The organism is Cellulomonas massiliensis JC225 (assembly GCF_000312005.1).
GTDB classification, from domain to species: domain Bacteria; phylum Actinomycetota; class Actinomycetes; order Actinomycetales; family Cellulomonadaceae; genus Cellulomonas; species Cellulomonas massiliensis.
On sequence record NZ_HE978588.1, the window covers coordinates 6868 to 33032 of the forward strand.

At 73.3% G+C, this 26165-nt stretch carries 24 protein-coding genes; 2 read left to right on the forward strand and 22 right to left on the reverse strand.

Features of this window, described 5'->3' with window-relative positions; translation table 11 throughout:
- Window positions 1-29: 29 nt before the first annotated feature.
- A complete protein-coding gene (locus HGCM_RS00065) occupies window positions 30-335 on the reverse strand; it encodes an Rv1322 family protein (protein WP_019134857.1) in 306 nt (101 codons plus the stop codon).
- Between the two features lie 223 nt (window positions 336-558).
- Between HGCM_RS00065 and HGCM_RS00070 the strand changes: the two genes are divergently transcribed.
- Window positions 559-4062 carry a 1,3-beta-D-glucan phosphorylase, GH149 family gene (locus tag HGCM_RS00070; RefSeq protein WP_019134858.1) on the forward strand — a complete coding sequence of 1168 codons (3504 nt, stop codon included), beginning with the start codon at window positions 559-561 and terminating at the stop codon, window positions 4060-4062.
- 89 nt (window positions 4063-4151) lie between these two features.
- On the opposite strand, the gene HGCM_RS00075 is transcribed toward HGCM_RS00070, so the two are convergent.
- The 5 genes from HGCM_RS00075 to HGCM_RS00095 form a co-directional block, all read right to left on the reverse strand.
- A complete protein-coding gene (locus tag HGCM_RS00075) occupies window positions 4152-5597 on the reverse strand; it encodes a GH1 family beta-glucosidase (protein ID WP_019134859.1) in 1446 nt (481 codons plus the stop codon).
- A 201-nt stretch (window positions 5598-5798) separates the two neighbouring features.
- Window positions 5799-8084: an alpha-xylosidase gene (gene yicI, locus HGCM_RS00080; protein WP_019134860.1), complete on the reverse strand. Its 2286-nt coding sequence runs from the start codon at window positions 8082-8084 to the stop codon at window positions 5799-5801.
- 9 nt (window positions 8085-8093) lie between these two features.
- Window positions 8094-8975 carry a carbohydrate ABC transporter permease gene (locus tag HGCM_RS00085; protein ID WP_019134861.1) on the reverse strand — a complete coding sequence of 294 codons (882 nt, stop codon included), beginning with the start codon at window positions 8973-8975 and terminating at the stop codon, window positions 8094-8096.
- Window positions 8975-9943 carry a carbohydrate ABC transporter permease gene (locus tag HGCM_RS00090; RefSeq protein WP_019134862.1) on the reverse strand — a complete coding sequence of 323 codons (969 nt, stop codon included), beginning with the start codon at window positions 9941-9943 and terminating at the stop codon, window positions 8975-8977. Before HGCM_RS00090 ends, HGCM_RS00085 begins: the two co-directional genes overlap by 1 nt.
- A gap of 91 nt (window positions 9944-10034) precedes the next feature.
- Window positions 10035-11342, reverse strand: a complete 1308-nt coding sequence (locus tag HGCM_RS00095; RefSeq protein WP_019134863.1) for an ABC transporter substrate-binding protein — start codon at window positions 11340-11342, stop codon at window positions 10035-10037.
- Window positions 11343-11699: 357 nt separating this feature from the next.
- Here HGCM_RS00095 and HGCM_RS00100 point away from each other — a divergent pair, with 357 nt between their 5' ends.
- Complete coding sequence (locus tag HGCM_RS00100) at window positions 11700-12704, forward strand: LacI family DNA-binding transcriptional regulator (protein WP_019134864.1); 1005 nt, start codon at window positions 11700-11702, stop codon at window positions 12702-12704.
- 16 nt (window positions 12705-12720) lie between these two features.
- On the opposite strand, the gene HGCM_RS00105 is transcribed toward HGCM_RS00100, so the two are convergent.
- The 16 genes from HGCM_RS00105 to prmC form a co-directional block, all read right to left on the reverse strand.
- Entirely contained in the window at window positions 12721-13941 is a 1221-nt protein-coding gene (locus tag HGCM_RS00105; protein ID WP_019134865.1) for an N-acetylglucosamine-6-phosphate deacetylase, read from the reverse strand.
- An 80-nt stretch (window positions 13942-14021) separates the two neighbouring features.
- Window positions 14022-14612: a hypothetical protein gene (locus tag HGCM_RS00110; RefSeq protein ID WP_019134866.1), complete on the reverse strand. Its 591-nt coding sequence runs from the start codon at window positions 14610-14612 to the stop codon at window positions 14022-14024.
- 76 nt (window positions 14613-14688) lie between these two features.
- Window positions 14689-15384 (reverse strand): endonuclease NucS, encoded by a 696-nt coding sequence (nucS, locus tag HGCM_RS00115; RefSeq protein WP_019134867.1) that lies wholly within the window; start codon window positions 15382-15384, stop codon window positions 14689-14691.
- Complete coding sequence (locus HGCM_RS00120; RefSeq protein WP_019134868.1) at window positions 15385-15822, reverse strand: DUF2550 family protein; 438 nt, start codon at window positions 15820-15822, stop codon at window positions 15385-15387.
- Between the two features lie 9 nt (window positions 15823-15831).
- Entirely contained in the window at window positions 15832-16128 is a 297-nt protein-coding gene (locus HGCM_RS00125; RefSeq protein ID WP_019134869.1) for a F0F1 ATP synthase subunit epsilon, read from the reverse strand.
- Window positions 16129-16229: 101 nt separating this feature from the next.
- Complete coding sequence (gene atpD, locus HGCM_RS00130; RefSeq protein WP_019134870.1) at window positions 16230-17711, reverse strand: F0F1 ATP synthase subunit beta; 1482 nt, start codon at window positions 17709-17711, stop codon at window positions 16230-16232.
- 59 nt (window positions 17712-17770) lie between these two features.
- A complete protein-coding gene (locus HGCM_RS00135) occupies window positions 17771-18664 on the reverse strand; it encodes a F0F1 ATP synthase subunit gamma (RefSeq protein WP_019134871.1) in 894 nt (297 codons plus the stop codon).
- A gap of 3 nt (window positions 18665-18667) precedes the next feature.
- The gene (atpA, locus tag HGCM_RS00140; RefSeq protein ID WP_019134872.1) at window positions 18668-20296 is read right to left on the reverse strand and encodes a F0F1 ATP synthase subunit alpha; all 1629 of its coding nucleotides are present in this window, start codon (window positions 20294-20296) and stop codon (window positions 18668-18670) included.
- Between the two features lie 76 nt (window positions 20297-20372).
- Window positions 20373-21185 (reverse strand): F0F1 ATP synthase subunit delta, encoded by an 813-nt coding sequence (locus tag HGCM_RS00145; protein WP_026075140.1) that lies wholly within the window; start codon window positions 21183-21185, stop codon window positions 20373-20375.
- Window positions 21185-21760 (reverse strand): F0F1 ATP synthase subunit B, encoded by a 576-nt coding sequence (locus tag HGCM_RS00150; RefSeq protein WP_019134874.1) that lies wholly within the window; start codon window positions 21758-21760, stop codon window positions 21185-21187. Before HGCM_RS00150 ends, HGCM_RS00145 begins: the two co-directional genes overlap by 1 nt.
- Entirely contained in the window at window positions 21757-21969 is a 213-nt protein-coding gene (atpE, locus tag HGCM_RS00155; RefSeq protein WP_019134875.1) for an ATP synthase F0 subunit C, read from the reverse strand. Before atpE ends, HGCM_RS00150 begins: the two co-directional genes overlap by 4 nt.
- Before the next feature lie 87 nt (window positions 21970-22056).
- Entirely contained in the window at window positions 22057-22779 is a 723-nt protein-coding gene (atpB, locus tag HGCM_RS00160) for a F0F1 ATP synthase subunit A (protein ID WP_019134876.1), read from the reverse strand.
- Between the two features lie 240 nt (window positions 22780-23019).
- Window positions 23020-23499: a Cg1360 family ATP-synthase-associated protein gene (locus HGCM_RS00170; protein ID WP_019134878.1), complete on the reverse strand. Its 480-nt coding sequence runs from the start codon at window positions 23497-23499 to the stop codon at window positions 23020-23022.
- Window positions 23496-24653 carry an MraY family glycosyltransferase gene (locus tag HGCM_RS00175; RefSeq protein ID WP_019134879.1) on the reverse strand — a complete coding sequence of 386 codons (1158 nt, stop codon included), beginning with the start codon at window positions 24651-24653 and terminating at the stop codon, window positions 23496-23498. The genes HGCM_RS00170 and HGCM_RS00175 overlap by 4 nt, the downstream gene beginning before the upstream one ends.
- Complete coding sequence (locus HGCM_RS00180) at window positions 24650-25315, reverse strand: L-threonylcarbamoyladenylate synthase (protein WP_019134880.1); 666 nt, start codon at window positions 25313-25315, stop codon at window positions 24650-24652. The genes HGCM_RS00175 and HGCM_RS00180 overlap by 4 nt, the downstream gene beginning before the upstream one ends.
- A partial coding sequence (gene prmC, locus HGCM_RS16175) for a peptide chain release factor N(5)-glutamine methyltransferase (protein ID WP_147572922.1) occupies window positions 25312-26165 on the reverse strand: 854 nt, incomplete at its 5' end. The genes prmC and HGCM_RS00180, both read right to left, overlap by 4 nt.

The following is a 26165-nucleotide window of genomic DNA, read 5'->3' on the forward strand; positions in this document are numbered from 1 at the left end:
GGGGCTGGCCGGCTCGGGGCGGGCGGGCGTCATCGGCGGGTCGGCCCCCGGCGGCCGCGGGCGTCCCAGCACGACGCGTGCCAGTGCCGGCGGTGCTCCACCCCGTCGCCCAGTAGGGCGTCCGACCGCCACGCCACGACGTGGGCGGTGCCGGGCCGGACGAGCTGGTCGCAGCCCGGGCAGCGGTACTCCCGGTCGGACCCCCGCACGCGCTGGACGACCCACTCGCCGTCGGGCGCGCTCACCGACGAGCGACCCCCCGTGGCGCGGTCGACGTCCAGCTCGACGTGCGCCGCGGCGTACGGGCGCTTGGTCGAGCGGCGGCTGCGGGGCACCGCTCCATCATCCCCCGTCCGGGCGACGCGCGAGGCGGACGACGCCCGGCCGGGCGCCGACACGCGCGCGACGCGCCGGTCGCTTGCTCGCGGGACGCCCCGGGTGCCAGGGTGTGGGAGCGCGACCATACCCCCGCTCACGGACGCCGGCACCGACGCCCCCGACCCGAGCATGAGCGGTCGCACCGACCCGGCCCGACGGACCCCACAGGAGGGGAGCCGCATGACGCTGCAGGCCACCACCGCGAGCGCGGGCTCGGCCCCCGACGGCGCCCGCGCCCCCGGAGCGGGCTCCTCGGGCGCGGGTGCCGCGCCGCCCGCGGCGCGCGACGGCGACGGTCCGGTCGACCTCGACGGGCGTCGGTTCTACCGGATCGGCGCCTACGACGAGCTCCCCCCGTTCTTCATGACGCTCGTCAGCGCGAGCGACCTGTGGGTGTTCGTCTCGAGCACCGGCGGTCTCACCGCGGGGCGCGGCGACGCCGACCACGCGCTGTTCCCGTACGCGACCGAGGACAAGGTGAGCGACGGCGCCGGGCGCACCGGTGGCCTGACCCTCCTGCGCGTGACCACTCCCGACGGGGCGCTGCACCACTGGCAGCCCTTCGCCGTCCGGCGGCCCGGGGACCCGGCGGCCGATCGGGCGCTGTACAAGGACTTCCTGGGCACGACGCTCGTCCTCGAGGAGACCCGCGCCGACCTGGGTCTGCGGGTCCGCGTCAGCTGGCGCACGAGCGCGCGCTACGGCCTGGTCCGCGGCGTCGAGCTGGCCTCCACAGGCCCCGCCGCCCGCGTCGAGGTGCTCGACGGCTTCGTCGACCTGCTCCCCGCGGGCGTCACGGTGCAGACGCAGCGCGAGCTCAGCAGTCTGCTCGACGCGTACAAGCGGGCCGAGGTCGACCCCGCCACGGGGCTCGCGGTGCTGTACCTCAACTCGACGCTGACCGACCGCGCGGACCCGAGCGAGTCGCTGGCCGCCACGGTGGCGTGGCAGTCGGGCCTCCCGGCGGACGAGGTGCTCGGTCACGCGCTCACGTGCACGGCCGCGACCGACTTCGCCGCCGGCCGCCCGGTGGCCGACGAGCCCGCGATGCGCGGCCGCCGCGCCGCCTACCTCGTCCACGCGGCGCTGACCGTGCCCGCGGGGGGCCGGCGCGCGTGGGACGTGGTCGCCGACGTCGAGCAGGATGCGGCCGAGGTCGTGCGCCTGGGCGCCGAGCTCGCGTCGCCGACGGACTGCGCCCGCGCGCTGCACGAGGACGTCGTCCGGACGCGCGCCGAGCTGGAGCGGCTGGTCGCCGGCGCCGACGGCGTGCAGCTCACCGGCGACGAGATCGCCTGCGCGCACCACGGCGCCAACGTGCTGTTCAACATCATGCGCGGCGGCGTGCCCGTCGACGGCTACGACGTGCGGGGGGACGACGTGCGGGCGTTCGTCGAGCAGCGCAGCCCGCGCACCGCGCACCGCTGCGCGGGGTGGCTGGCGGCGCTGCCGGCGAGCGGGCGTGTCGACGCCCTCGTCGCGGGGGCCCGCGCGACGGGCGACCTCGACCTCGAGCGCCTGGTCCGGGAGTACCTGCCGCTCGTCTTCAGCCGGCGCCACGGCGACCCGAGCCGCCCGTGGAACAGGTTCCGCATCGCGCTGCAGGACGAGGACGGCACGCCGCGCGTCGAGTTCGAGGGCAACTGGCGCGACATCTTCCAGAACTGGGAGGCGCTCGCGACGTCGTTCCCCGAGTACGTGGAGTCGATGGTCGCGGTGTTCCTCGACGCGACGACCGTCGACGGCTACAACCCGTACCGGATCTCGCGCGCGGGCGTGGACTGGGAGGTGCCCGAGCCGGAGAACCCGTGGGCGAACATCGGCTACTGGAGCGACCACCAGATCGTCTACCTGGTGAAGCTGCTCGAGGCGTCCGAGCGGTACCACCCGGGCCGCCTCGCGGCGGCGGCCGACCGCGCCGTGTACACCTACGCCGACGTGCCGTACCGGATCGCCCCGTACGACGCGATGGTGGACGACCCGATCGCCACGATCACGTTCGACGACGACGCCGAGCGGCGCGTCCTCGCCCGCGTGGCCGACGAGGGCGCGGACGGGCGGCTGGTGCACGACGCGGGCGGCGGGCTCGTGCGGGCCACCCTCGGCGAGAAGCTGCTCTCGCTCGTCCTGGCGAAGCTCGTGAACCTCGTCCCGGACGCGGGCATCTGGATGAACACGCAGCGCCCGGAGTGGAACGACGCCAACAACGCCCTGGTGGGCAAGGGCGTCTCCGTCGTCACGCTCGCGTACCTGCGACGCTGCCTGACGCTCGCGCGCGACCTGCTCGGGCACGACGTGACGCTGACCGCGGAGCTGGCCGACCTGCTCGCCGACGTCCGGGGCACGCTCGACACCCACGCCGCCCGCGCCGACGGGGGCTTCGACGACGCCGGACGGCGCGCCGTCATGGACGCGCTCGGGGCGGCGGGCACGCGGTTCCGCGCCCGCGCCTACGCGGGCCTCGGCGCCGGCCGCGTCACCGTCGCCGCGCCGGACGTCCGGGCGCTGCTCGACGTGGCGCAGCGCTACGTGGACGCCGCTCTGCGGGCGAACCGCCGCCCCGACGGGCTCTTCCACTCCTACGACCTGCTCGACCTGCGCGACGGGCGCGCCGCGGTCGGCCACCTGCAGGAGATGCTGGAGGGGCAGGTGGCCGTGCTCTCCTCCGGGTTGCTCACGCCGGCGGAGGCGCTCGACCTCGTCGGCGCCCTGCGGCGCAGCCGGCTCTACCGCGCCGACCAGCACAGCTACCTGCTGTACCCCGACCGCGAGCTGCCCTCGTTCCTGGAGCGCAACGCCGTCCCGGCCGACCTGGCCGCCGCGACGCCCCTGCTCGAGCGCCTGGACGGCGTCGGCGACCGCTCGGTCGCCCGCCGCGACGTGCACGGCGTCTTCCGGTTCGCCCCCGGCATCCACAACGTCCGGGACGTGGAGGCGGCGCTCGCGGCGCTGCCGTCACGCGCGGGCCTGGACCCCGACGAGGTGCAGCGGGGCCGGCCCGCGCTGCTCGAGACGTTCGAGCGCGTGTTCCGGCACTCGCAGTTCACGGGGCGCTCGGGCTCGTTCTTCGCGTACGAGGGCCTGGGCAGCATCTACTGGCACATGGTCTCCAAGCTCCTGCTCGCCGTGCAGGAGAACGCCCAGGCGGCCGGGGAGGCGGGCGACGCGGCGAGCGCCCGGGGGCTGCGCGCGGCGTACGACGACGTGCGCGACGGGCTGGGGTACCGCAAGAGCGCCGCGGTGTACGGCGCGTTCCCCGTGGACCCCTACTCGCACACGCCGGCGGGCGCGGGAGCGCGCCAGCCCGGCATGACGGGGCAGGTGAAGGAGGAGCTGCTCACGCGGCCGGCCGAGCTCGGCCTCGGCGTGCGGGGCGGCAGGATCGTCGTCCGGCCGCTGCTCCTGCGCGACGACGAGTGGGTCCCGCGGGCCACGACGCTGCGGTGCACCGACCCGAGCGGCGTCGAGCGCGAGGTCGACGTGCCGGCCGGCTCGCTCGCGCTCACCGTGTGCCAGGTGCCGGTGGTCGTGCGGCGCGGGGCGGCGTCGTCCGTCACGGCCGTGCTGGCGGACGGCCGACGGGTCGAGCGGGCCGGGGACGAGCTCGACGCCGACCTCAGCGCCGCGGTGTTCCGCCGGACGGGCGAGGTCGTGCGCCTCGACGTCGTCGTGGGCGCCGCCTGACCGGCTCCCCCGCCGGCGTCGGACCGCCGCAGGCCCGCACGACGACGGCCGCCGCCCCGTGCGGGGACGGCGGCCGTCGTCGTGGTGCGTCAGAGCCCGGCAGCGACCTGCGCGTCCAGCACGGTGGAGGTCCGGACGACCTGCGCGTACCAGCGCGCGGAGTCCTTCGGCGTGCGCTCGAGCGTGTCGTAGTCGACGCGGACGACGCCGAAGCGGCGGTCGTAGCCGTACGCCCACTCGAAGTTGTCGAACAGCGACCAGACGAAGTAGCCGCGCACGTCGGCGCCCGCCTCGATGGCGGCGGCCACGGCGTCCAGGTGGTCGTGCAGGTAGTCGACGCGGTCCTGGTCGTGGACCCGCCCGTCCTCGCCGACCTCGTCGACGAACGCCGCGCCGTTCTCGGTGATCGCCAGCGGCAGCCCGGGGTACCGCGTGTGCAGCTCGAGCAGGAGGTCCACGAGGCCCTGGGGCTCGATGTTCCAGCCCATCGCGGTGTGCGGGCCCGGCTGGGCGACGAACTCGACGTCGTCGGCGCCGACCCACGGCGTGCGGGACGAGAGCCGGTGCCCGTCGGGCCCGGGCTCGCCGTCGCCGGTGAGGAAGTGGCCGTGCTTGACGCGGTTCGTCGAGTAGTAGTTGACGCCGAGCACCTCGAGCGGCACCCGGATCGTCTCGAGGTCGCCGTCCTCGACGAACGACCAGTCGGTGATCGACGCGGTGTCCGTGAACAGCTCCGCGGGGTAGGCGCCCTCGAGCATCGGGCCGAGGAACACCTCGTTGCCGATGGTCTCGATGCGGCGCTTCGCCTCGAGGTCCTCCGGCGCGTCGCTGGCCGCGCGCGTGACGTGCAGGTTGAGGGTCACGGAGACCGGCGTGTCCTGACCGAGGACGTCCTTGATCGCACGCGCGGCGAGGCCGTGGCCGAGGTTGAGGTGGTGCACGGCGCGCAGCGCCGCGACCTCGTCGGTGACGCCCGGCGCGTGCACGCCCGAGGCGTACCCGAGGTAGGCCGAGCACCACGGCTCGTTGAGCGTCGTCCACAGGTGGACGCGGTCGCCCAGCACCTCGGCGAGGCGGCGCCCGTACTCGGCGAAGAGGTAGGCCGTCCGGCGGTTCGTCCAGCCGCCCTCGTCCTCGAGCGCCTGCGGCAGGTCCCAGTGGTAGAGGGTCACGACCGGCTTGATCCCGGCGGCGATCAGCTCGTCGACGAGGCGCGAGTAGAAGTCCAGGCCGGCCTGGTTGAACTCGCCCGAGCCCGTCGGCTGGACGCGCGGCCACGACACCGAGAACCGGTACGCCTGCAGCCCGAGGTCGCGCATGATCGCGACGTCCTCGGCCACGCGGTGGTAGTGGTCGACCGCGACGTCGCCGGTGTCGCCACCGAGGGTCTTGCCCGGCGTGTGGGAGAAGGTGTCCCAGATGGAGGGACCGCGGCCGTCCTCCTGCGCCGCGCCCTCGACCTGGTACGCGGCCGTGGCGGAGCCCCAGAGGAAGTCGGCGGGGAACTGTCGTCCGGAGGGTCGGGTCGTCGTCATGGTCACGTCCTCGTGGCGTCGGGGCGGGGGCCGGTGGTGCCGGGCCGCGGCGTGCCCGTCAGGGCGCTGGAGGGTGCCGCGGTGGCCGGGATCGTCAGGATCGAATCGTTACGATAGCAGGTGTGGGAACGCTCTCGCACGACGCGGTGCGGGGGCCCGCCGCCGTGGCGCCGAGCCCCCGCCCCTGCCGTCGTGCGCCGTTCAGAGCGTCAGCCTGAGCACGTCCTCGCCGGCCGCGGCCGACGCCTCGACAGGCGCGCGGCCGCCGGCGGGCTCGACCCGCACCGACCACGGCCCGCGCGCGCCTCGCGCCCGCACCTGCAGCCGCTCGCCGGTGCGCTCGACCACGAAGGTGGTGGGCTCGCCGCCGTCGACGGCCGGCACCGTGGCCACCGTCCGCGCGCCGTCGGCCGGCTCGAAGACCCGCAGCGTCACGCCGTCGGCCCAGTCGTAGTCCGGACGGTCCGTCCGGGCGCCGAAGGGCACCACGGCGCCCGGCCGGACGTACACCGGCAGCGAGTCGAACCCGTGCCGCTCGCGCACCCAGCGCGGGCCGGTCACCTGCTCGCCGCTCAGCAGCGAGGTCCACGTGCCCTCCGGCACGTACACGTCGACGTCCCCCTCCGCGGAGAACACCGGAGCGACGAGCACGTCCGGGCCGAGCATGTACTGCGTGTCGACGGTGGCCGCCCCCGGGTCGTCCGGGAACTCGAGCACCATCGGGCGCATCACCGGCAGCCCCTCGGCGTGCGCCTGCTCGCCGAGCTGCGCGATGTAGGGCAGGAGCCGGTGCTTGAGGTGCGTGAAGCGCCGGGTCACCTCGACGGCCTCGTCGTCGAACGCCCACGGCACCCGGTAGGAGTCCGAGCCGTGCAGGCGGCTGTGCGACGAGAGCAGGCCGAACGCGAGCCAGCGCTTGAAGACGGCCGGGTCGGGCGTGCCCTCGAACCCGCCGATGTCGTGGCTCCAGAAGCCGAAGCCCGACGACGAGAGGGACAGGCCGCCGCGCAGCTCCTCGGCCATCGCCTCGAAGGTGGACTCGCAGTCGCCGCCCCAGTGCACCGGGAACTGCTGCCCGCCGACCGTCGCCGAGCGGGCGAACAGCACCGCCTCGCCCTCGCCCCGCTCCTCGACCAGCAGGTCGAAGACCGCCTTGTTGTAGAGGTGCGTGTAGTAGTTGTGCATCCCGACCGGGTCCGACCCGTCGTGGTAGACGACGTCCGTCGGGATCCGCTCGCCGAAGTCGGTCTTGAAGCAGTCGACGCCCTGGCCGAGCAGCTCGCGCAGGTGCCCGGTGAACCACGCGACGGCGTCGGGGTTGGTGAAGTCGACCAGGCCCATGCCGGCCTGCCACAGGTCCCACTGCCACACCGAGCCGTCCGCCCGGCGCACGAGGTAGCCGCGCTCCTTCCCCTCCGCGAACAGGCGCGAGCGCTGTGCGATGTAGGGGTTGATCCAGACGCAGATCTTGAGGCCCTTGGCCTTGAGCCGCGCCAGCATCCCCTCGGGGTCCGGGAACGTCGCCGGGTCCCAGACGAGGTCGGTCCAGTGGAACGCCCGCATCCAGAAGCAGTCGAAGTGGAAGACGCTCAGGGGCAGGTCGCGCTCGGCCATGCCGTCCACGAAGGACGTGACGGTGGCCTCGTCGTAGTCCGTCGTGAAGGACGTCGACAGCCACAGGCCGTACGACCACGCCGGCACGCGCGCCGGCCGGCCCGTGAGCGCGGTGTAGCGGCGCAGCACGTCCTTGGGCGTCGGGCCGCCGACGACGTAGTACTGCAGGACGCTGCCCGGCACCGAGAACTGCGTGCGCGAGACCGACTCCGACCCGATCTCGAACGAGACCCGGCCCGGGTCGTCGACCAGCACGCCGTACCCGCGGTCGGACAGGAAGAACGGCACGTTCTTGTACGCCTGCTCGCTCGACGTGCCGCCGTCCTCGTTCCAGACGTCGACGGTCTGCCCGTTCTTGACGAAGGCGCCGAACCGCTCCCCCAGCCCGTACACGTGCTCGCGGACGCCCAGCGAGAGCTGCTCGTGCACGTACGGGTCGCCCTGCGCGTCGCGCACGACGCCGATCGAGCGGGCCGACGACGAGGTCAGCACGCGGCCGCCGGACAGGAACTGCACGTCCCACGCGCCGCTCGTCCCGACGCGGGCCGTCAGCCCGCCCGACGAGAACGTCGCGAACCCGTCCTGCGGTGCGGTCACCTTGACGTCCGCGTCCTCGTGGGCGAGCGCGAAGTGCGGGCCGCGGTCGACGCCGCCGGTGTGGTGCTCGATCCGGACGCCGATCACGTCGTCCATCGGGCTCGTGAACGTCACGGTGACGAGCGGCCGGTTGAGCGTGTCGCCCCGCTTGGTGATCGGCGCCGTGGAGCTGTGCACGACGAGGCGGTCGTCGTGCACCTCGACGTCCGCCACGTCCTTCGGGCGCAGCACGCTGACGCCGGGGAGCAGCTGCCAGTAGCCGTCGGTGAACTTCATGTGGACCTCTTACTTGACCGAGCCGGCGGTGACGCCGCGCGTGAGGGTGCGCTGGAAGATCAGGAAGAAGATCAGCGCGGGGAGCAGGGAGATCAGGGCGCCGGCGTTGGTCGTGGGCGCGTCCATCATCCGGTCGCCCTGCAGCGAGGCGAGCGCGACCGGGACCGTCTGGGTGTCGTTGGTGGTGAGCATGACCAGCGGGATGAAGAACTCGTTCCACGTCCAGATGAAGAAGAAGATCATCAGGACGGAGAGCGTCGGCCGGACGATCGGGAAGACGACCTTCCACAGCACCGTCCAGCGCCCCGCGCCGTCGAGCGCGGCGGCCTCGAGCAGCGCCGGCGGGAACGTGCCGAGCACGGACGCGAGCAGGTAGGTGCCGAACGCCGACTGGATGACGGTGAAGATGATGATCACCGACCACGGCGAGTTCGACAGGCCGACCTCCTGCGCCATCGTGAACAGCGGGTAGATCAGCGCCTCCTGCGGCAGCATCGTCGCCAGCAGGAACACCGTGACGACCCAGAGGCGCCCCTTGATGCGCCCCACACCGATCGCGTACGCGTTCAGCAGCGACAGCAGCGTGCCGGCGACCGCGACGACGCCCGAGATGAGGAACGAGTTCCACAGCTTCTGCGGGAAGTCGGTGCGCGTCCAGAAGTTCTGCACGCCCTCGAAGTACAGGGCCTGCGGCCAGGACAGCGGACCGTTCTGCGAGTAGTCGCCCGGCGACTTGAACGCGTTCAGCAGCATGATCGCGAACGGCACCAGCATGACGACGGCGACGACGACGGCGCCCGCGAGCACGCCCCAGCGGGCGGCGCCCGTGCGGTGACGCTGGTCGACCCGGGACGCCTTGACGGCGGCGACGTCGGCGGTCGTGACGGCCATCAGACGCCCTCCCGTTCCTTGCGCTCGCTGCGCGACTGCGCCACGAGGATCACGACGGCCACCACGAGGATGACCAGGGTCAGCACGTTCGAGATCGCGGCGCCGTAGCCGACCTTCGACTTGTCGAAGAAGTTCAGGTACGAGTAGTACGACGGCACGAGGGTCGAGCCCTCGGGGCCGCCCCGCGTCAGGACGTAGATGGGTCCGAAGACCTTGAGCGCGGCGACCGTGCACGTCAGCACGACGACGAACGTCTCCGGGCGGATCTGCGGGATCGTGATGGCCCGGAACCGGCGCCACCAGTTGGCGCCGTCGAGCTCCGCCGCCTCGTACAGCTCCGGGTCCACGCGCTGCAGCGCCGACATGAAGATGACGACGGGGTAGCCGATCTGCACCCAGACGAGCACGAGCATGACGCTCGGCATCGCGGTGGCCGGGTCACCCAGCCAGTTCGGCGGGTTCGTGACGCCGATCGAGCGCAGGAACTCGTTCACCGCGCCGGTCTGCGCGTTGAGGATCCAGTTCCAGAGCACGCCCGCGACGGCGACGGGCAGGATCTGCGGCAGGTAGTAGGTCGCCCGCAGGACGGCCGCGGTGCGCGAGCCGAACTTCTTGCCGAGGTAGTCGAACAGCACCGCCGCGAGCACGAGCCCGATCAGCGTCGGGACGAGGACCATCGCGACGATCATCGACACGGAGTTGCGGAACGACGTCCAGAACTGCTCGTCGTGCAGCAGGTTCGCGTAGTTCTCGACGCCGATGAACGTCATCGGCGCGAGCCCGCCCTTCCACTTGTGCAGGCTGTACCAGACGTTCATCACGAACGGGATGCCGATCACCGCGACGAAGCCGATCAGGCCCGGCACGAGATAGGGCAGGTAGGGCACCCAGTGCGGCGTGCGGCGCCGCCGGCGCGCGGGCGCCGCCGTGGCCGCGTCGGCGCGGGCCTCGAGGGTCTCGGACGTCATCGTTCCTCCTCCGCCCGGTCGCGGTCCCGCCGTGCGGGCCGGGCCGGGCCGGACGGCCCCGGGGCGTGCGGGACGCCCCGGGGCCGCGCGGTCACTGGTCGAGCAGGTCGGCCTTGCCGGTCTCGTACGCCTCCTGCAGGCCGCCGAGCACCTCGTCCGGCGTCTTGGACTGGTTCACGAGCGACTGCAGCTGGCTGACGATCACGTCGTAGAAGCCCGCGACCGGCCAGTCGGGGTAGAACGCCAGCCCGTCCTGGTCGACGACGTCCGCGAAGTTCTGCGTGAGGACCTTCGTCTTCTCGTCGGTGATGGTCGACGGGTCACCGGCGACCGGGAGGCCGCCCTTCTCGCCGAGCACGTTCTGCACCTCGGGGCGCAGCGTGATGTCGATGAAGTCCTCGGCGAGCGTCTTGGACTTCGCGTTGGTCGGCACCACCCACAGGTTGCCCGAGGAGCCCGGGTGCAGGGTGTTGCCCGGGAAGAGCTGCTGGCCCCAGTCGAACTGGATCTCGGCGGCCAGGCGGCCGAACCACCACGAGCCCGACACCATGATCGGGAACTTGCCCGCGATGAACGACGTGCCCATGTCCTCCGCGGTCAGGCCCGCGGAGTCGGAGGCGATGTAGCCCTTCTTGATCCACTCGTCGAGCTTGGCCGTCGCCTGCGTCATGGCGTCGCCCTGCCAGTCGACGTCCTTCGCGAACAGCTGGTAGTCGTCGACGAGCGCACGGTCGCCGTAGTGCAGGACGAGCTCGTACCAGAGCTGCCCGAGCGGGTACTCGGCGCCGGCGGTCGCGATCGGGGTCACGCCCTTGGCCTTGAAGTCGGCGAGCGCCTGCTCGAACGCCTCGAACGTGGTCGGCACCTCGATGCCGTTCTCCTCGAAGAGGTCGTTGTTCGTGAAGACCTGGACGAACTCGCCGTAGTTCGGCACGCCGTACCAGTCGCCCGAGCCCATGAGGCCGTCCTCGTCGTACGTCGCCGTGGTCGCGAGCGAACCGGACACCTTCTGGTCCCAGCCCTTCTCCTTCGCGACGTCGGTCAGCGACGTGAGCAGACCCTGCGCGGCGAGCTGGCCGGCGGTCGCGTTGCCCTTGTTGTACTCCATGACGTCCGGCACGTCGTCGCCCGTCAGGACGATCTTGGCGTTCTTCTGGATCTGCTCGAAGGTCTGCTTCTCGACCTTGACCTCGACGCCCTCGTGCTCGGTCTTGAAGATCTCGATGGCCTTGTTCCAGGCCTGGGCCATGGCGGAGTCGTCGCCCTCGTAGTGCCAGATCGTGAGCGTGTCGGCGTCCTCGTCGCCTCCGCCGCCCCCGCCGCCGCTGCTGCAGGCGGCCAGCGCGAGCGGGCTCAGGAGCGCGACGGCCGCGACGGCGGCCCAACGGCGTGTCTTCATCCTGGTTCTCCTCGTCGAGTGGATGTCGGATCGACCCGCGTGCGTGCCGGCCGATCGTCGAAGCGCTTCGACAACGTACGCCTTCCCGACGCCCGTTGTCCACCCATTCGTTCAGAGGGTATGCAGAATCGTGACCTGCTTGCGCCGTCGAAGCGCTTCGGTCCACCATGACCCTCGACAGGCCGCGACGACGCGGTGCACCGCCCGGGCCGGGCGCGGCGCTAGGGTGAGCGCGCGCGGCGGCGTCGCCGCGGTCACACCGCCCGGACCGGCAGCCCTGGCTCGGCGAGCGGCGACGCGACAGGGACAGCAGACCCGCACCACCGACGACCGCTGCGCACCCGCCGGGAGGACACCGTGACGACGATCGACGACGTCGCCCGCGCCGCCGGCGTGTCCGTCTCCACCGTCTCGTACGCCCTGTCGGGCAAGCGCCCCATCTCCGCGGCGACGCGCGCGCGCGTCGAGCGGGCCGTGCGCGACCTCGGCTACCGCCCGCACGCGGGCGCCCGCGCGCTCGCGTCGTCCCGGACCAACGTGCTGGCGCTCATGGCGCCGTTGCGCGTCGACGTCAACGTCGGCGTCATCATGCAGTTCGTCACGGGCGTCGTCACGCGCGCACGGGACTTCGCGCACGACGTGCTGCTCCTCACGCAGGACGACGTCACGGGCGTCGACCGCGTCGCCGCCGGCTCGATGGTCGACGCCCTGCTCATGATGGACGTCGAGGCCGACGACCCGCGCATCCCGGTGCTGCGCAGCCAGCGACAGCCCGCCGTGCTCATCGGCCTCCCCCGCAACCCCGCCGGGCTCTCGTGCGTCGACCTGGACTTCGAGGCGGCCTCGCGGACCGCGGTCGCGCACCTCGCCGCGCTCGGGCACCGGCGGGTGGCGCTGCTCGGGTCGCCGCGCATCGTGCTCGACCGGCACACGACCTACGCGCAGCGCACCGTGCGCGGGTTCGAGCAGGAGGCCGCGCACCTCGGCCTGGAGGCGGTGTTCGAGCCGTGCGAGTCCTCCCACGCCGGCGCCGTCGACGCGCTCGACCGCGTGCTCGCCCGGCTGCCCGGCGTGACCGGGCTGATCGTGCACAACGAGGTCGCGCTGCCGGGCGTCCTCGCGACGCTGCGCGAGCGGCGCTTCGACGTCCCCCGGGACGTCTCCGTCGTCGCGATCTGCCCGCAGGACGTCGCGCTCGGCCAGCCGCAGCAGCTGACGGCCGTCGACATCCCCGCCACCACCATCGGCGGCGTCGCGGTCGAGATGGCGATGGCGCACCTGGACGGCGACGCCCCGGCCGAGACGCGGCTGCTGTCGCCGCAGCTCACCGTGCGCGCGACCACGGGCCCCGCCCCCGCCTGAGCCCGGCCCGGCGGCCTCAGGCGACCCAGCGACCGTCGCGCAGGACGCGCAGCGGGCGCAGGTCACCGTCGGCGACGAGCACGTCGGCGCGCCGGCCCGGCACCAGGGCCCCGATGTCCGCCCGGCCCAGCACGCTGGCCGGCGTGGCGCTCGCCGCGATCACGGCGTCCACCAGCGGCACGCCCGCGCCCACCACCTGACGCACGACGTCCAGGAGGTGCGCGACCCCGCCGGCGATCGCCCCCGCCGAGCCGTCGTCCGTCACGAGGCGCGCGACGCCGTCCGCGACGCGCACCGCCATCGGCCCGAGCTGGTAGTCGCCGTCGGGCATCCCCGCAGCGGCCATCGCGTCCGTCACCAGCGCGATGCCGTCCGCCCCGACGAGGTCGAACACCGAGCGCACCGTCGCGTCGGCCAGGTGCGTCCCGTCCGCCACCAGCTCGACGACCAGCTCGTGCCGGCCTGCCGCGGCGAGCGACGCCAGCACCGGGCCCGGGTCGCGGTGGTGCACCGGCCGCATGCCGTTGAACAGGTGCGTGGCGGTGAGCCGCCGGCTGCGGGCGCCGTCGGTCGTCGCCAGCAGGTCGAAGCCACGGGCGACCGCCGCCTCCACCACCTCGCTGGACGCGTCGGTGTGCCCGACCGACGGCACGGCGCCCGAGGCGACCAGCGCCTCGAGGACGTCGCCCGCCTCCGCGCTCACCCCCTCGACCTCGGGGGCGACCGTCATCGTGACCAGGTGCCCCCGCGCGGCGGCGGCAACCGCCCGCACGAGCCCCGGGTCGCCCGGCAGCATGTCGTCCGGGTTCTGCGCCCCGCAGCGGGCGCGGGAGAGGAACGGGCCCTCGAGGTGGATGCCGGCGAGCTCGCCCGCGTCCACGGCGTCCGCGAGCAGCGCCGTGCGCGCGAGCAGGACGTCCCTGTCCGCCGTGACCAGCGACGCCACGAGGCTCGTCGTGCCGTGCCGCAGGTGCTCGCGCGCCGCGGTGCACACCTCGTCGGCGTCCGCCGCGTCGGGGAAGCTCGCGCCGCCCCCGCCGTGGCAGTGGACGTCGACCAGCCCGGGGAGCAGCAGGTCGCCGGTCGCCTCCGGCGCGGACCACCGAGACGGCAGCTTGGCCGCGGGACCGACCCACGCGAGCGTGCCGCCCTCGGCGACCACCACCCCGTCCTCGAGGACCCCCGCGGGGGTGACGACGCTGCCGCGCAGCAGGACGGGAGCAGGATCGGCGGTCACGGTCCCATCCTGGCGTACCGCCACGGGGCCGCGGGGCGCCGTTCGTCCCTCGACCGGCCACCCCGACCCGGCCGGTCCCGTCAGTCCTGGCGGGCGGCCCGCAGCCAGTCGGCCTCGGCGTCCTCGACGAGCTCGTCCGGCACCGTCCGCGGCACGCGCGGGGGCCGGGGCCGGCGCAGCCGGTGCAGCGTCCACGCCGCGCCGCCGCCCGCCCCCGCGAGCCCCTCGAGGGCGAACGCGCCGAGCACCCCCGGGCTCGTCCACCCGACGAGCGCGACGAGCAGCGGCGCGAGGACCGCCCCCGTGACCGCGTACGCCAGCAGGTGGGCACCGTCGCCGCGACCGCGCAGCAGGCGGGCGACGAGCAGCCCGGCCGGGAAGCCGACGACCGCCACGACGCCGGCCGCGATGAGCAGCGCGAGGCCCAGGATGTAGAGGACCGCGCCGGTGTCGTCGCCGCCGCTCCCGCTGCCAAGCGCCACCCCGACCAGCGCCAGCACCCCGTTGCCCCCCGCCAGCACCGCGAGGCAGCGCAGGTTCAGCAGCCCGACCTGACCGGGCGTCAGGTTCCGACCGGCGGGCCCGGCGGCGGGCGCGTCCGTGCGGGGCGCGCCGGCCTCGTCCGGGCGGGGCGCGTCCGGGTCGGACGGGACGGGCTGCTGGTCGCTCACGGTCGTCCTCTCGCAGGGGAGCTCGATCGTCTCAGGTCGATCGTCTCAGACCCGCCTCCCGCGTCCGTGCGGGCGGTCAGAACAGACGCGAGTCGACGTCGTCCACGCCGCGCATCGCGTCGTAGTCGAGCACGAGGCAGCCGATGCCCCGGTCGGTCGCGAGCACGCGCGCCTGCGGCTTGATCTCCTGCGCGGCGAACACGCCGCGGACCGGGGCGAGCAGCGGGTCGCGGTTGAGCAGCTCGAGGTAGCGCGTCAGCTGCTCCACGCCGTCGATGTCGCCGCGGCGCTTGATCTCCACCGCGACCGTGCCGCCGGCGGGATCCTTCGCCAGGATGTCGACCGGCCCGATCGCGGTGGGGTACTCGCGCCGCACCAGGGTGTGGCCCGAGCCCAGCAGCGCGATCTGCGCGGCGAGCAGCTCCTGCAGGTGCGCCTCCACGCCGTCCTTGACCAGCCCCGGGTCGACGCCCAGCTCGTGCGCCGAGTCGTGGTGCACCTCGTACAGCTCGATCTCGAGGCGGTCGTCCGACTTCTGGTGCTGCACGGTCCACAGCTGGCTGACGCCCGCGGCGCGCTGCGCGTCGTCGGGGTCGCCCACCGCGAGCGTGCACGGCGGACTCATCCAGTTGAGCGGCTTGTACGAGCCGCCGTCGGAGTGCAGCAGGACCGAGCCGTCGGCCTTCACGACGAGCAGGCGCGTCGCGCGCGGCAGCGAGGCGTTGAGCCGGCCCGAGTACCGGGCGGCGCACGACGCGACGACGAGCCGCACTCAGATCACGCTCCCCACCTGCTGCGGGGTCGCCTCGAGCCACGACGTCAGCCCGGCGTACGCGCCACCCGACATGCGCAGCTCCACCTCGCGCGACGAGGCGCCCGAGCGCACGCGGCACCGCACGACGACGTCGTCGCGGGCCGACGTCGCGGAGGCGTCGACCCAGGTGCGGGCCACGACCTGCATCCCCGCTCGCGGCCAGGTGAACCGCGGCCGCGGGAGCAGCGACCAGCGCCGCCAGACGTACAGGCGGTGCGTGCCGTACTGCACCGTCCCGGCCGCCCAGTGCCGGCCGCCGACGGCGCGGTAGCCGCACCGGAACGAGCCCACGCGTCCGCTCAGCGTCGCGTCACGGCTCAGCCACAGACCGGCCGCGACGACCAGCAGCACGAGGACGACGCAGCCCACCGTGACCGCGAGGTGGAGTCCGCTCATCCGTTGCCGTCAGGAGCGACGCGCGTCGGCGGTCGACCAGGAGTGGTCGGTCGCGGACGAGTCCAGCACGAGCGTCATGACGTTCTCGTCGAACGACAGGAAGCCGCCGGGCACGTCGAAGCGCTGCGGCTCGCCGCCGCCCTCCGGGAACACCCGCACCTCGCCCGGCTTGAGCACCGTCAGCACCGGGACGTGCCCGGCGAGGATGCCGATCTCACCGTCGGCGGCGGGCGCCGACACCTGGCGGGCCGTGCCCGACCACACCTTGCCGTCGGTCGCGACGATGTCGACCTCGAAGCTCGCCACCGGTCCTCCTTCGTTGCTGGGGGACGACGGGACCCTCGGGCCCCACCGTCACGGGCTGGCACGCCGGAGGGCGCCGGGGTGCCGGCGCCCTCCGCGGCGTGTCAGACGCCGTACTCCTTCTGGATGCGGGCCCAGTTGCGCTCGAGGTCCTCGAGCCCGCCGATGTTGAAGAACGCCTGCTCGGCGATGTGGTCGAACTCGCCCTCGGCGATGCGCTTGAACGCCTCGACCGTCTCGGCCACGGGCACCGTCGAGCCGGCGACGCCCGTGAACTTCTCGGCCATGTAGGTGTTCTGCGAGAGGAACTGCTGGATGCGGCGGGCGCGCGCGACGACCGTCTTGTCCTCCTCCGACAGCTCGTCCACGCCGAGGATCGCGATGATGTCCTGCAGCTCCTTGTTGCGCTGGAGGATCGACTTCACGCGGGTGGCGACGTCGTAGTGCTCCTGGCCCACGTAGCGCGGGTCGAGGATGCGGCTCGTCGAGGCGAGCGGGTCCACGGCCGGGTACAGACCGCGGGACGCGATCTCGCGCGAGAGCTCCGTGGTGGCGTCGAGGTGCGCGAACGTCGTCGCCGGCGCCGGGTCGGTGTAGTCGTCCGCCGGCACGTAGATCGCCTGCAGCGAGGTGATCGAGTGGCCGCGCGTCGACGTGATGCGCTCCTGCAGGAGACCCATCTCGTCGGCGAGGTTCGGCTGGTAGCCCACCGCGGAGGGCATGCGCCCGAGCAGCGTGGACACCTCGGAGCCGGCCTGCGTGAACCGGAAGATGTTGTCGATGAAGAGCAGCACGTCCTGCTTCTGCACGTCGCGGAAGTACTCCGCCATCGTCAGCGCGGACAGGGCGACGCGCAGACGCGTGCCCGGCGGCTCGTCCATCTGGCCGAAGACGAGGGCCGTCTTGTCGAAGACGCCCGCCTCCTCCATCTCGACGATGAGGTCGTTGCCCTCACGGGTCCGCTCGCCGACGCCGGCGAACACGGACACGCCGCCGTGGTTCTGCGCGACGCGCTGGATCATCTCCTGGATGAGGACGGTCTTGCCGACGCCCGCACCGCCGAACAGGCCGATCTTCCCGCCCTGCACGTACGGGGTGAGCAGGTCGATGACCTTGATGCCGGTCTCGAACATCTGGGTCTTCGACTCGAGCTGGTCGAAGGCCGGGGGCTTGCGGTGGATCGGCCAGCGCTCGGTGATCTCGAGCGTCTCGCCCTCGGGGAGGTTGAGGACGTCGCCGATGACGTTGAAGACCTTGCCCTTGGTCACGTCGCCCACCGGGACCGAGATCGGCGCGCCGGTGTCGCGCACCTGGGCGCCCCGGACGAGACCGTCGGTCGGCTTGAGCGCGATCGCGCGCACGAGCGAGTCGCCGAGGTGCTGCGCGACCTCGAGCGTCATCGTGAACTTCGACTCGCCCTCGCCCTGCGTGGACAGGTCGACGTCCACCTGGAGCGCGTTGTAGATGTCGGGGATCTGGTCCGGGGGGAACTCGATGTCCACGACCGGGCCGATGACCCGGGCGATGCGACCGACGCCGGGCGCGCCCTGGTCGGCGGCCGTCGCGTCGACGGTGGTGGCGGTCATGTGGTGCCTGCCTTCGTTGGTCGGGGCTCGTCACCCCGCGACTGGTCGGTGGTCTGGTGTCAGGAGGCCAGCGCGTCGGCGCCGGAGACGATCTCGCTGATCTCCTGGGTGATCTCACCCTGGCGGGCCTGGTTCGCCAGCCGGGTGTAGGTGCGGATGAGGTCCTCGGCGTTCTCCGTCGCCGTGTGCATCGCCCGCTGGCGCGCGGCGAGCTCGGACGCCGCCGCCTGCAGGAGGCACGCGAACACCCGGGCGCGGAAGTAGCGCGGCAGGAGCTGGTCCAGCACGGTCGCGGCGTCGGGCTCGAACTCGTACAGGGGCAGGGACTCGGCCTCGTCGGCCGGGGCGACGCCCTCGACGATCTCGATCGGCAGCATCCGGATCACCCGGGGGCGCTGCGTCACCATGTTGACGAACTCCGTGTACACGACGTGGACCTCGGCGATGCCGCCCTCGTCCCCGTCCGCCGTGAACCGCGCGAGCAGCGTCTGCGAGATCTCCCCCGCGACGTCGGTGCCCGGCGCGTCGGTGTGGCCGGTCCACGCCTGCTCCACCGTGCGGCCGCGGAACTGGTAGTACGCCTGCGCCCGGCGCCCCGAGACGTAGAGGACGACCTGCTTGCCGTCGCCCTCCAGCTGCTCGATGAGCCGCTCGGTCTCGCGGATGACCGACGCGGAGTACGCGCCGGCCATCCCGCGGTCGGAGGCGAGCAGCAGCACCGCGACGCGCGTCGTGTCCGTGCGCTCCGCGAGGAACGGGTGGGACACGTGCGCGTGGGTCGCCACGGCCGAGACCGCGCGGGTGATCGCCCGCGAGTACGGCGCCGCCATGCTCACGCGGTCACGCGCCTTCCCGATGCGCGAGGCAGCGATGAGCTCCTGCGCCCGGAACATCTTCTTGAGCGCCTGCGTGGACTTGATGCGCTGCTTGTAGACGCGCTGCTGACCTGCCATCCGTCAGGCCTTCTTCTGCCGGACGATCTGCTCCTGGTCGACCTCGACCTCGGGCTCGTCCTGCGCGCCGCCGACGAGCGGCGAGCCGTCCGCCTTGAGGAAGCCGGCGCGGAACTCGTCGACGGCCGACCCGAGCGCCTGCTCGGTGGACTCCTCGAGCTTGCCGGTCTCGGCGATCACGCTGAGCACGTCGGTGTTGCGGCGCAGGTGGTCGAGCAGCTCGGACTCGAAGCGCTTGACGTCCTCGATCGGGACGTCGTCGAGCTTGCCCTTGGTGCCCGCCCAGATGGACGCGACCTGGTCCTCGACCGGGTACGGCGAGTACTGCGGCTGCTTGAGCAGCTCGGTGAGGCGCGAGCCCCGCGCGAGCTGGGCGCGCGACGCCGCGTCGAGGTCGGACGCGAACATGGCGAACGCCTCGAGCGACCGGAACTGCGCGAGGTCGAGCTTCAGCGTGCCGGAGACCGACTTCATCGCCTTGACCTGGGCCGCACCACCGACGCGCGACACCGAGATGCCGACGTCGACGGCCGGGCGCTGGTCCGCGTTGAACAGGTCGGACTGCAGGAAGATCTGGCCGTCGGTGATCGAGATGACGTTCGTCGGGATGTACGCCGAGACGTCGTTCGCCTTCGTCTCGATGACCGGCAGGCCGGTCATCGAGCCCGCGCCCAGGTCGTCCGAGAGCTTCGCGCAGCGCTCGAGCAGCCGGCTGTGCAGGTAGAAGACGTCACCGGGGTACGCCTCGCGGCCCGGCGGGCGGCGCAGCAGCAGCGAGATCGCGCGGTAGGCCTCGGCCTGCTTGGAGAGGTCGTCGAAGACGATGAGGACGTGCTTGCCCTGGTACATCCAGTGCTGGCCGATGGCCGAGCCGGTGTAGGGGGCGAGGTACTTGAAGCCCGCCGGGTCGGACGCGGGCGCCGCGACGATCGTCGTGTACTCGAGCGCGCCGGCCTCCTCGAGCGCGCCGCGGACGGACGCGATCGTGGAGCCCTTCTGGCCGATGGCGACGTAGATGCAGCGGACCTGCTTCTGCGGGTCGCCCGACTCCCAGTTCGCCTTCTGGTTGAGGATCGTGTCGATCGCGATCGCGGTCTTGCCCGTCTGGCGGTCGCCGATGATGAGCTGACGCTGGCCGCGGCCGATCGGGATCATCGAGTCGATCGCCTTGATGCCGGTCTGCAGCGGCTCGTGCACGCTCTTGCGCTGCATGACACCGGCGGCCTGGAGCTCGAGCGCGCGGCGGCCCTCGGACTCGATCGCGCCGAGGCCGTCGATCGGGTTGCCCAGCGGGTCGACGACGCGGCCGAGGTAGCCCTCGCCGACGGGCACGGACAGCACCTCGCCCGTGCGGCGGACCTCCTGGCCCTCCTCGATGCCGGTGAACTCGCCGAGCACGACGACACCGATCTCGCGCACGTCGAGGTTGAGCGCCAGACCCAGCGTGCCGTCCTCGAACTTCAGCAGCTCGTTCGCCATCGCGCCCGGCAGGCCCTCGACCTGCGCGATGCCGTCGGCGGCGAGCGTCACGCGCCCGACCTCCTCCGAGACGGCACCCGTCGGCTCGTACGACTTGACGAAGCTGTCCAGAGCGGCGCGGATGTCCTCCGGCCGGATCGTGAGCTCAGCCATCGCTCTTCTCCTCATCTACCGCACGGGTCGCGTGCGGGTGGTCCGTGGGTGCGCGCAGCGCGCGCGGGTGTGCAGGTCAGCTGGCTAGTTGTCGGCGTGCGTCCGCGAGCCGGGCGAGCACCGTCGCGTCCACGACGTTCGGCCCCACCTGGATCCGCAGCCCGCCGAGCACGTGCGGGTCGTGCACCTCGTTGATCTGCACCTGGCGGCCGTAGGCCCGCGTGAGGATGTCGGCGAGGCGCGTGCGCTGCGCGGCCGTCAGGTCGGTCGCGGTCGTCACCGTCGCGACCGAGCGCTGCCGGCGCTCGGCGATGAGGTCGGCCAGGTGGCCGAGGGTCGCCACGTACCGGCGCCCGCGGGGAGCGGACGCGGCGCGCCGCGCGAGCGCCGCCGTGACGGTGTCGGCGCGGCCGGCGAGCAGCCGGTCGACGAGCTGCGCGCGCGCCGCGCCCGGCACGGCGTCGTCGAACAGCGCCTGGCGCACCTCACGCTGGCCCGACAGGGCGCGCGTGAGCTGGAAGAGCTCCTCCTCGACGCGGTCGAGCGAGCCCGCCGCCTCCGCGGAGGCGAGCAGCGCGTGGAACCCCAGCCGCTCGGCGGCGTCGGCCAGGTCGCCGTCCGCGGACCAGCGCGAGCGCACGAGGTCCTGGGCGACGGCGACCGTGGCCGGGTCGGCCTGGCCGAGCAGCTGGGCCACGAGACCGGCCTTGGGGTCGCCCGGCACCGACGGGTCCGCCAGCGTCCGGCGCAACGAGCCGGAGTGGTCGAGCGCGTCGACGAACGCGAAGAGCTGCTCGCCGATCGCCGCGGCCTGCGTCCCGGCACCGGTCAGGACCGGCTCGAACCGCTCCTCCACCGCCGCCAGCGACGCCCGACTCGTCCCACGCATCAGTTCCCCTTACCTGCGTCCGCGGCCACGCTCGCCTCGAGGTCGTCGAGGAAGCGCTCGACGACGCGCGAGCGGCGCGCCTCGTCCGCGAGCGACTCACCGACGATCTTCGACGCGAGCTCGGTCGCCAGCGCGCCGACCTCGGCCCGCAGCGACACGGCCGCCTGCTGGCGCTCCGCGTCGATCTGACGCTGCGCGTTGTCGACGACGCGCGCCGCCTCGGCCTGCGCCCGCGTGCGCGACTCGGCCACGATGGCCGCACCCTCGGCGCGCGCCTCCTCGCGGATGCGCGCCGCCTCCGTGCGGGCCTCGAGCAGCTGCTGGTTGTACTGCTCCAGCGCCGCCGCGGCCTCCGCCTGCGCCGACTCGGCCTTGGCGAGCCCGCCCTCGATCTTCGCGGTGCGCTCGTCGAGGATCGCCGTGAACTTCGGCATGGCGTACTTCGTGAAGAAGAAGCCGAGCACGACGACGATGACGAGCGACCAGACGATGTCGTACGTCTCCGGCAGCAGCGGGTTGGGCGTCGCGGCGCCCTCCTCCGCTGCGACCAGAGCGCCGGCGAGTGCGTGGATCACGGGAAGATGAACGGGGTCACGATGCCGAGCAGGGCCAGCACCTCGACGAACGCCAGACCGATGAACATCGTGGTCCGCAGCTGGCCGGCCATCTCGGGCTGGCGCGCCATGCTCTCGATGGTCTTGCCGAACAGGAAGCCCAGACCGATGCCGGGGCCGAGGGTCGCCAGGCCGTAACCGATGACGGCGAGGTTGCCGGTGATCTCCACTGAGGTGGTTCCTTTCGTGTGCGCGTCGTGCGACGCGACGGTCCGGGGCGGAGCTCGGAGTCGACCTCCGCGGTGGTGCGAGGTCGGTCAGTGCTCCGGTTCGAGCGTCATCTGCAGGTAGACGGCCGTGAGGATCGAGAACACGTACGCCTGCAGCAGCGCGACGAAGACCTCGAGGCCGAAGAACGCGAACCCGGCCGGCAGCGTGACGAGGCCGAACACCTTCATCCCGCCCGCGGCCTGGAAGAAGAAGAACGACGTCGCCGAGAAGCAGAGCGCCAGCAGCAGGTGGCCCGCCATCATGTTGGCGAGGAGCCGGATCGCCAGGGTCGCGGGCCGCAGCAGGAAGACCTGCAGGGCCTCGATCGGCGTCAGGAGCAGGTAGAGCGGCTTCGGGACGCCGGGCGGGAAGAGGCTGCTCTTGAGGAAGCCCCCGAGGCCCAGCTTGCGCACCGCGCCGCCGATGTAGAGCACGAACACCCACAGGGCGAAGATCAGCGGCAGCCCCACCACCGACGTGCCGGCGATGTTGAGGAACGGCACGACGCCCGTGATGTTGAAGATGAAGATCGAGAAGAAGATCGTCGCCAGGATCGGGAAGTACTTGCGCCCGAGCTTCTCGCCGAGGATCTCGACGGCGATCTGGCCGCGGACGAAGTCCAGGCCCATCTCGACGGCGTTCTGGAACCGGCCGGGCACGAGCTTGGCGCTGCGCGCGGCGAGCCAGAACACGAGGACCACGATGGCGACGCCGATGAACCGGACGATCATGATCCGGTTGATCTCGAACGGCGTGCCCTCGAACAGCACCGCGGGCGGGAAGAAGTCGGCGAGCGACGGGGCGTGGAACCCGCTGCTGCTGCCGTGGTCGTCCGCGGCGAGCGGAACAATCGTCGCGAGGCTGGACAGGGCGGTCTCCTGAAGGTCGAGGGCGACGCTCCCCGCGGCAGTGCGGGCATGCGAGCGGCACCTGGCCGTCGTGGTTGTGGCTGGAAGCCTAGCCTACGTTCGCCCGTGCTCCGTCCTCGCGGGCGCCCCGGGCACCGGCTGTCAACGGACCTCCGGGCCGCCGTCCGGGGTCGGCTCGACGTACGGGACGCGCGCGCGCTGGACGGCCCGGAGGTCGAGCACCGCCGAGCCGATCACGCCCGCCAGCAGCACGAGCCCGAGGACGGTGCGGTCGTAGAAGTCCAGCCGGCCGAGCACCAGCAGCGCGACGAAGACGAACACCATCTTGACCAGCCAGGCGCCGACGATCACCGCGGTCGTGCGGGCGGGCCCCTCGCCGGTCGTCCGCATCACGGAGACGACCGTCGTGCCGGAGAACACGAGCGCCAGGCCGACCCCGAGCAGCGCGCCCCAGACGCCCGGGAGCTCCGCGACGAGGTACCCGACGACGACGCCGACGACGAGCAGCGCGCCGAGCAGCACGAGCATGTCGCGCAGCGCGGTCCGCAGCGCGGCCGAGGCCTCGGCCTCCGTGACGCGGGGCGCCGGGGTGGCGCCGGGCTGGGGGCGGGGGTCGGTCATGATCGGACGTCCTCCGGGGTCGGGGTGGCGGCTGGCGCCGCCGGGCGGGTCGGGGCGGGGCGCGGTCGGGCGCGGCCCCGCAGCGGGCCGAGCGTGAGCAGGGTCGCGACGACGACGCCGACGGCGAACATCCACAGCACCGTGGTCGTCGAGACCACCACGAGCGCGCCCGCGCTGAACGCGAAGACCGCGGTCCACACGTACATGATCGCGACGGCGCGGCGGTGCGAGTGGCCGAGCGCGAGCAGGCGGTGGTGCAGGTGCATGCGGTCGGGGTGGAACGGGCTCTTGCCCGCGCCGATGCGCCGGATGACGGCCAGCGCCATGTCGAGCAGCGGCAGCACGAGCACGGCGACGGGCAGGAGCATCGGGAGGAACGCCGGCAGCGCCTGGCGCTCCGAGACCTGCTCGGGGTCGAGCTGCCCGGTCACGACGATGCCGGCGGCGGCGAACACGAAGCCGAGCACCATCGAGCCCGAGTCGCCCATGAAGATGCGCGCCGGGTACACGTTGTGCGGCAGGAACCCGACGCACGCACCGACGAGCGCCGCCATCACCAGCGACGCGAGGCTCGCCCAGTCGAGCCGGTTCGTCTGCGTGGTCAGCAGGTAGGAGTAGAGGAAGAACGCGACGCCGCCGATCGCGAGCACCCCGGCGGCGAGGCCGTCGAGGCCGTCGACGAAGTTCACGGCGTTCATCGCGACGACGACGATGAGGACGGTGAGGAACGTCCACATGCGGGTGGACCCGAGGATCACGTCGCCGAGGGGCAGCTGGTAGAGCTGCACGCCCTGCCAGGCGAGGAAGCCCGCGGCGAGGACCTGCCCGGTGAGCTTGGTCAGCCAGTCCAGGTCCCAGATGTCGTCCGCGATGCCGAGCAGGCAGACGAGCGCGGCCCCGCCGACGATGCCGATGAGCGGCCGTGGGTTGTCGTACACCCGCGCGAGGAACGGGATGGGGCTCGCCATGACGATCGCCACGAGGAGGCCGACGAACATCGCCGCTCCCCCGAGCCGCGGCGTCGGGATGGCGTGCACGTCGCGGTCGCGCACCGCGGTGATGGCACCCCAGCGCAGCGCGCACCAGCGGGCCAGCGGCGTCAGCAGGAAGGTGACGACCGCGGCGACGAGCGCGACGAGCAGGTAGACCCTCACGGGCGCCCGCCCGGGGGCTGCGCGTCGTCGACCTCGGCGACCTCGCGCAGCCGCTCGAGGTCGATCGCGCCCGCGCGCACGAGGCGCAGCCGCTCGCCGGTGGCGTCGACGATGCTCGACGCGACCTGCCCCGGCGCGGTGCCGCCGTCGAGGTACAGGTCGACCGAGTCGCCCAGCTGGTCGTACGCCTCGGCGGCCGTGAACGCCGCGGGCGAGCCCGTGCGGTTCGCGCTGGACACCGCCAGCGGCCCGGTGCGGCGCAGCAGCGCCAGGGCCGTGGGGTGGTCGGGCACGCGCAGGGCGACCGTGCCGTGCGTCTCCCCCAGGTCCCAGGCCAGCGAGGGCTGCGCCAGGACGACGAGCGTGAGGCCGCCGGGCCAGAACGCCTCGGCGAGGGCGCGCGCCGCGTCGGGGACGTCGCGCGCGAGCCCATCGAGCGTGCGCAGCTCGGGCACGAGCACCGGCGGGGGCATCTGCCGCCCGCGGCCCTTGGCGTCGAGCAGGGCCTGGACCGCCGGCGGGGTGAACGCGTCGGCGCCGATGCCGTACACCGTGTCCGTCGGCAGGACGAGCAGCCGCCCCCGCGTCACCACGTTGACCGCCTCGTCGATGGCCTCGCCCCACGTGCCCGCGTCGTGCGCCGGGCGGATGCGCTCGTTCACGGCTGCGAGTCTTCCACGCCCGCCCGGGTGCTCGACGCGACCGGGGCGGCCGCGTCGGCCGGACGCCGGGCCACGAGCATCCGGGGCCGCCCGGTGAGGTCGGGCCGCGTCCCGACGGCGGTGAAGCCGCGCACGGTCGCCTCGGCGCGCAGCGCGGCGTCCTGCACCTCGGCGTGCTCGACCACGAGCAGCCCGCCCGGCCGCAGCAGCCGCGCGGCCGCGTCGAGCACCGCCCGCGGGGCGTCGAGCCCGTCCGGCCCGCCGCCGTAGAGCGCCAGGTCGGGGTCGTGGTCGCGCACCTCCGGGTCCACCGGCTCGGCGTCCGGCGGGATGTACGGCGGGTTGGAGACGACGACGTCCACGCGACCCGCGAGGTCGTCGAGGAGCCCCGGGTCGGCGACGTCGCCGTGCTCGACCCGCACGCGGGCGCCCACCCGTCCGGCGTTGTCGCGCGTGAGGGCGACCGCCTGCGGCGAGAGGTCGACCGCGACCACCGTCGCCTCGGGCACCTCGGTCGCGACCGCGAGGGCGATGCCGCCCGCCCCGCAGCACAGGTCGACGACGAGCGGCGCGAGCGCGTCGTCCGCCGCTCCCCGGGCCTCGTCGACCGCGACCTGCGCGACGGCCTCGGTCTCCGGCCGCGGGACGAACACCCCCGGCCGCACCTCGAGCGTCAGGTACCGGAACGGCGCCGTGCCGACGATGTGCTGCAGCGGCTCGCGGCGCCGCCGCCGGTCGACGAGCGCGGCGTAGCGCGCCGGGAAGTCGTCCGGGACGGCCGGCGGCAGGGCCAGCTCCAGGCGCTCGACGCCGAGCGCGTGCGCCGCGAGCGCGACGGCGTCCACGCGCG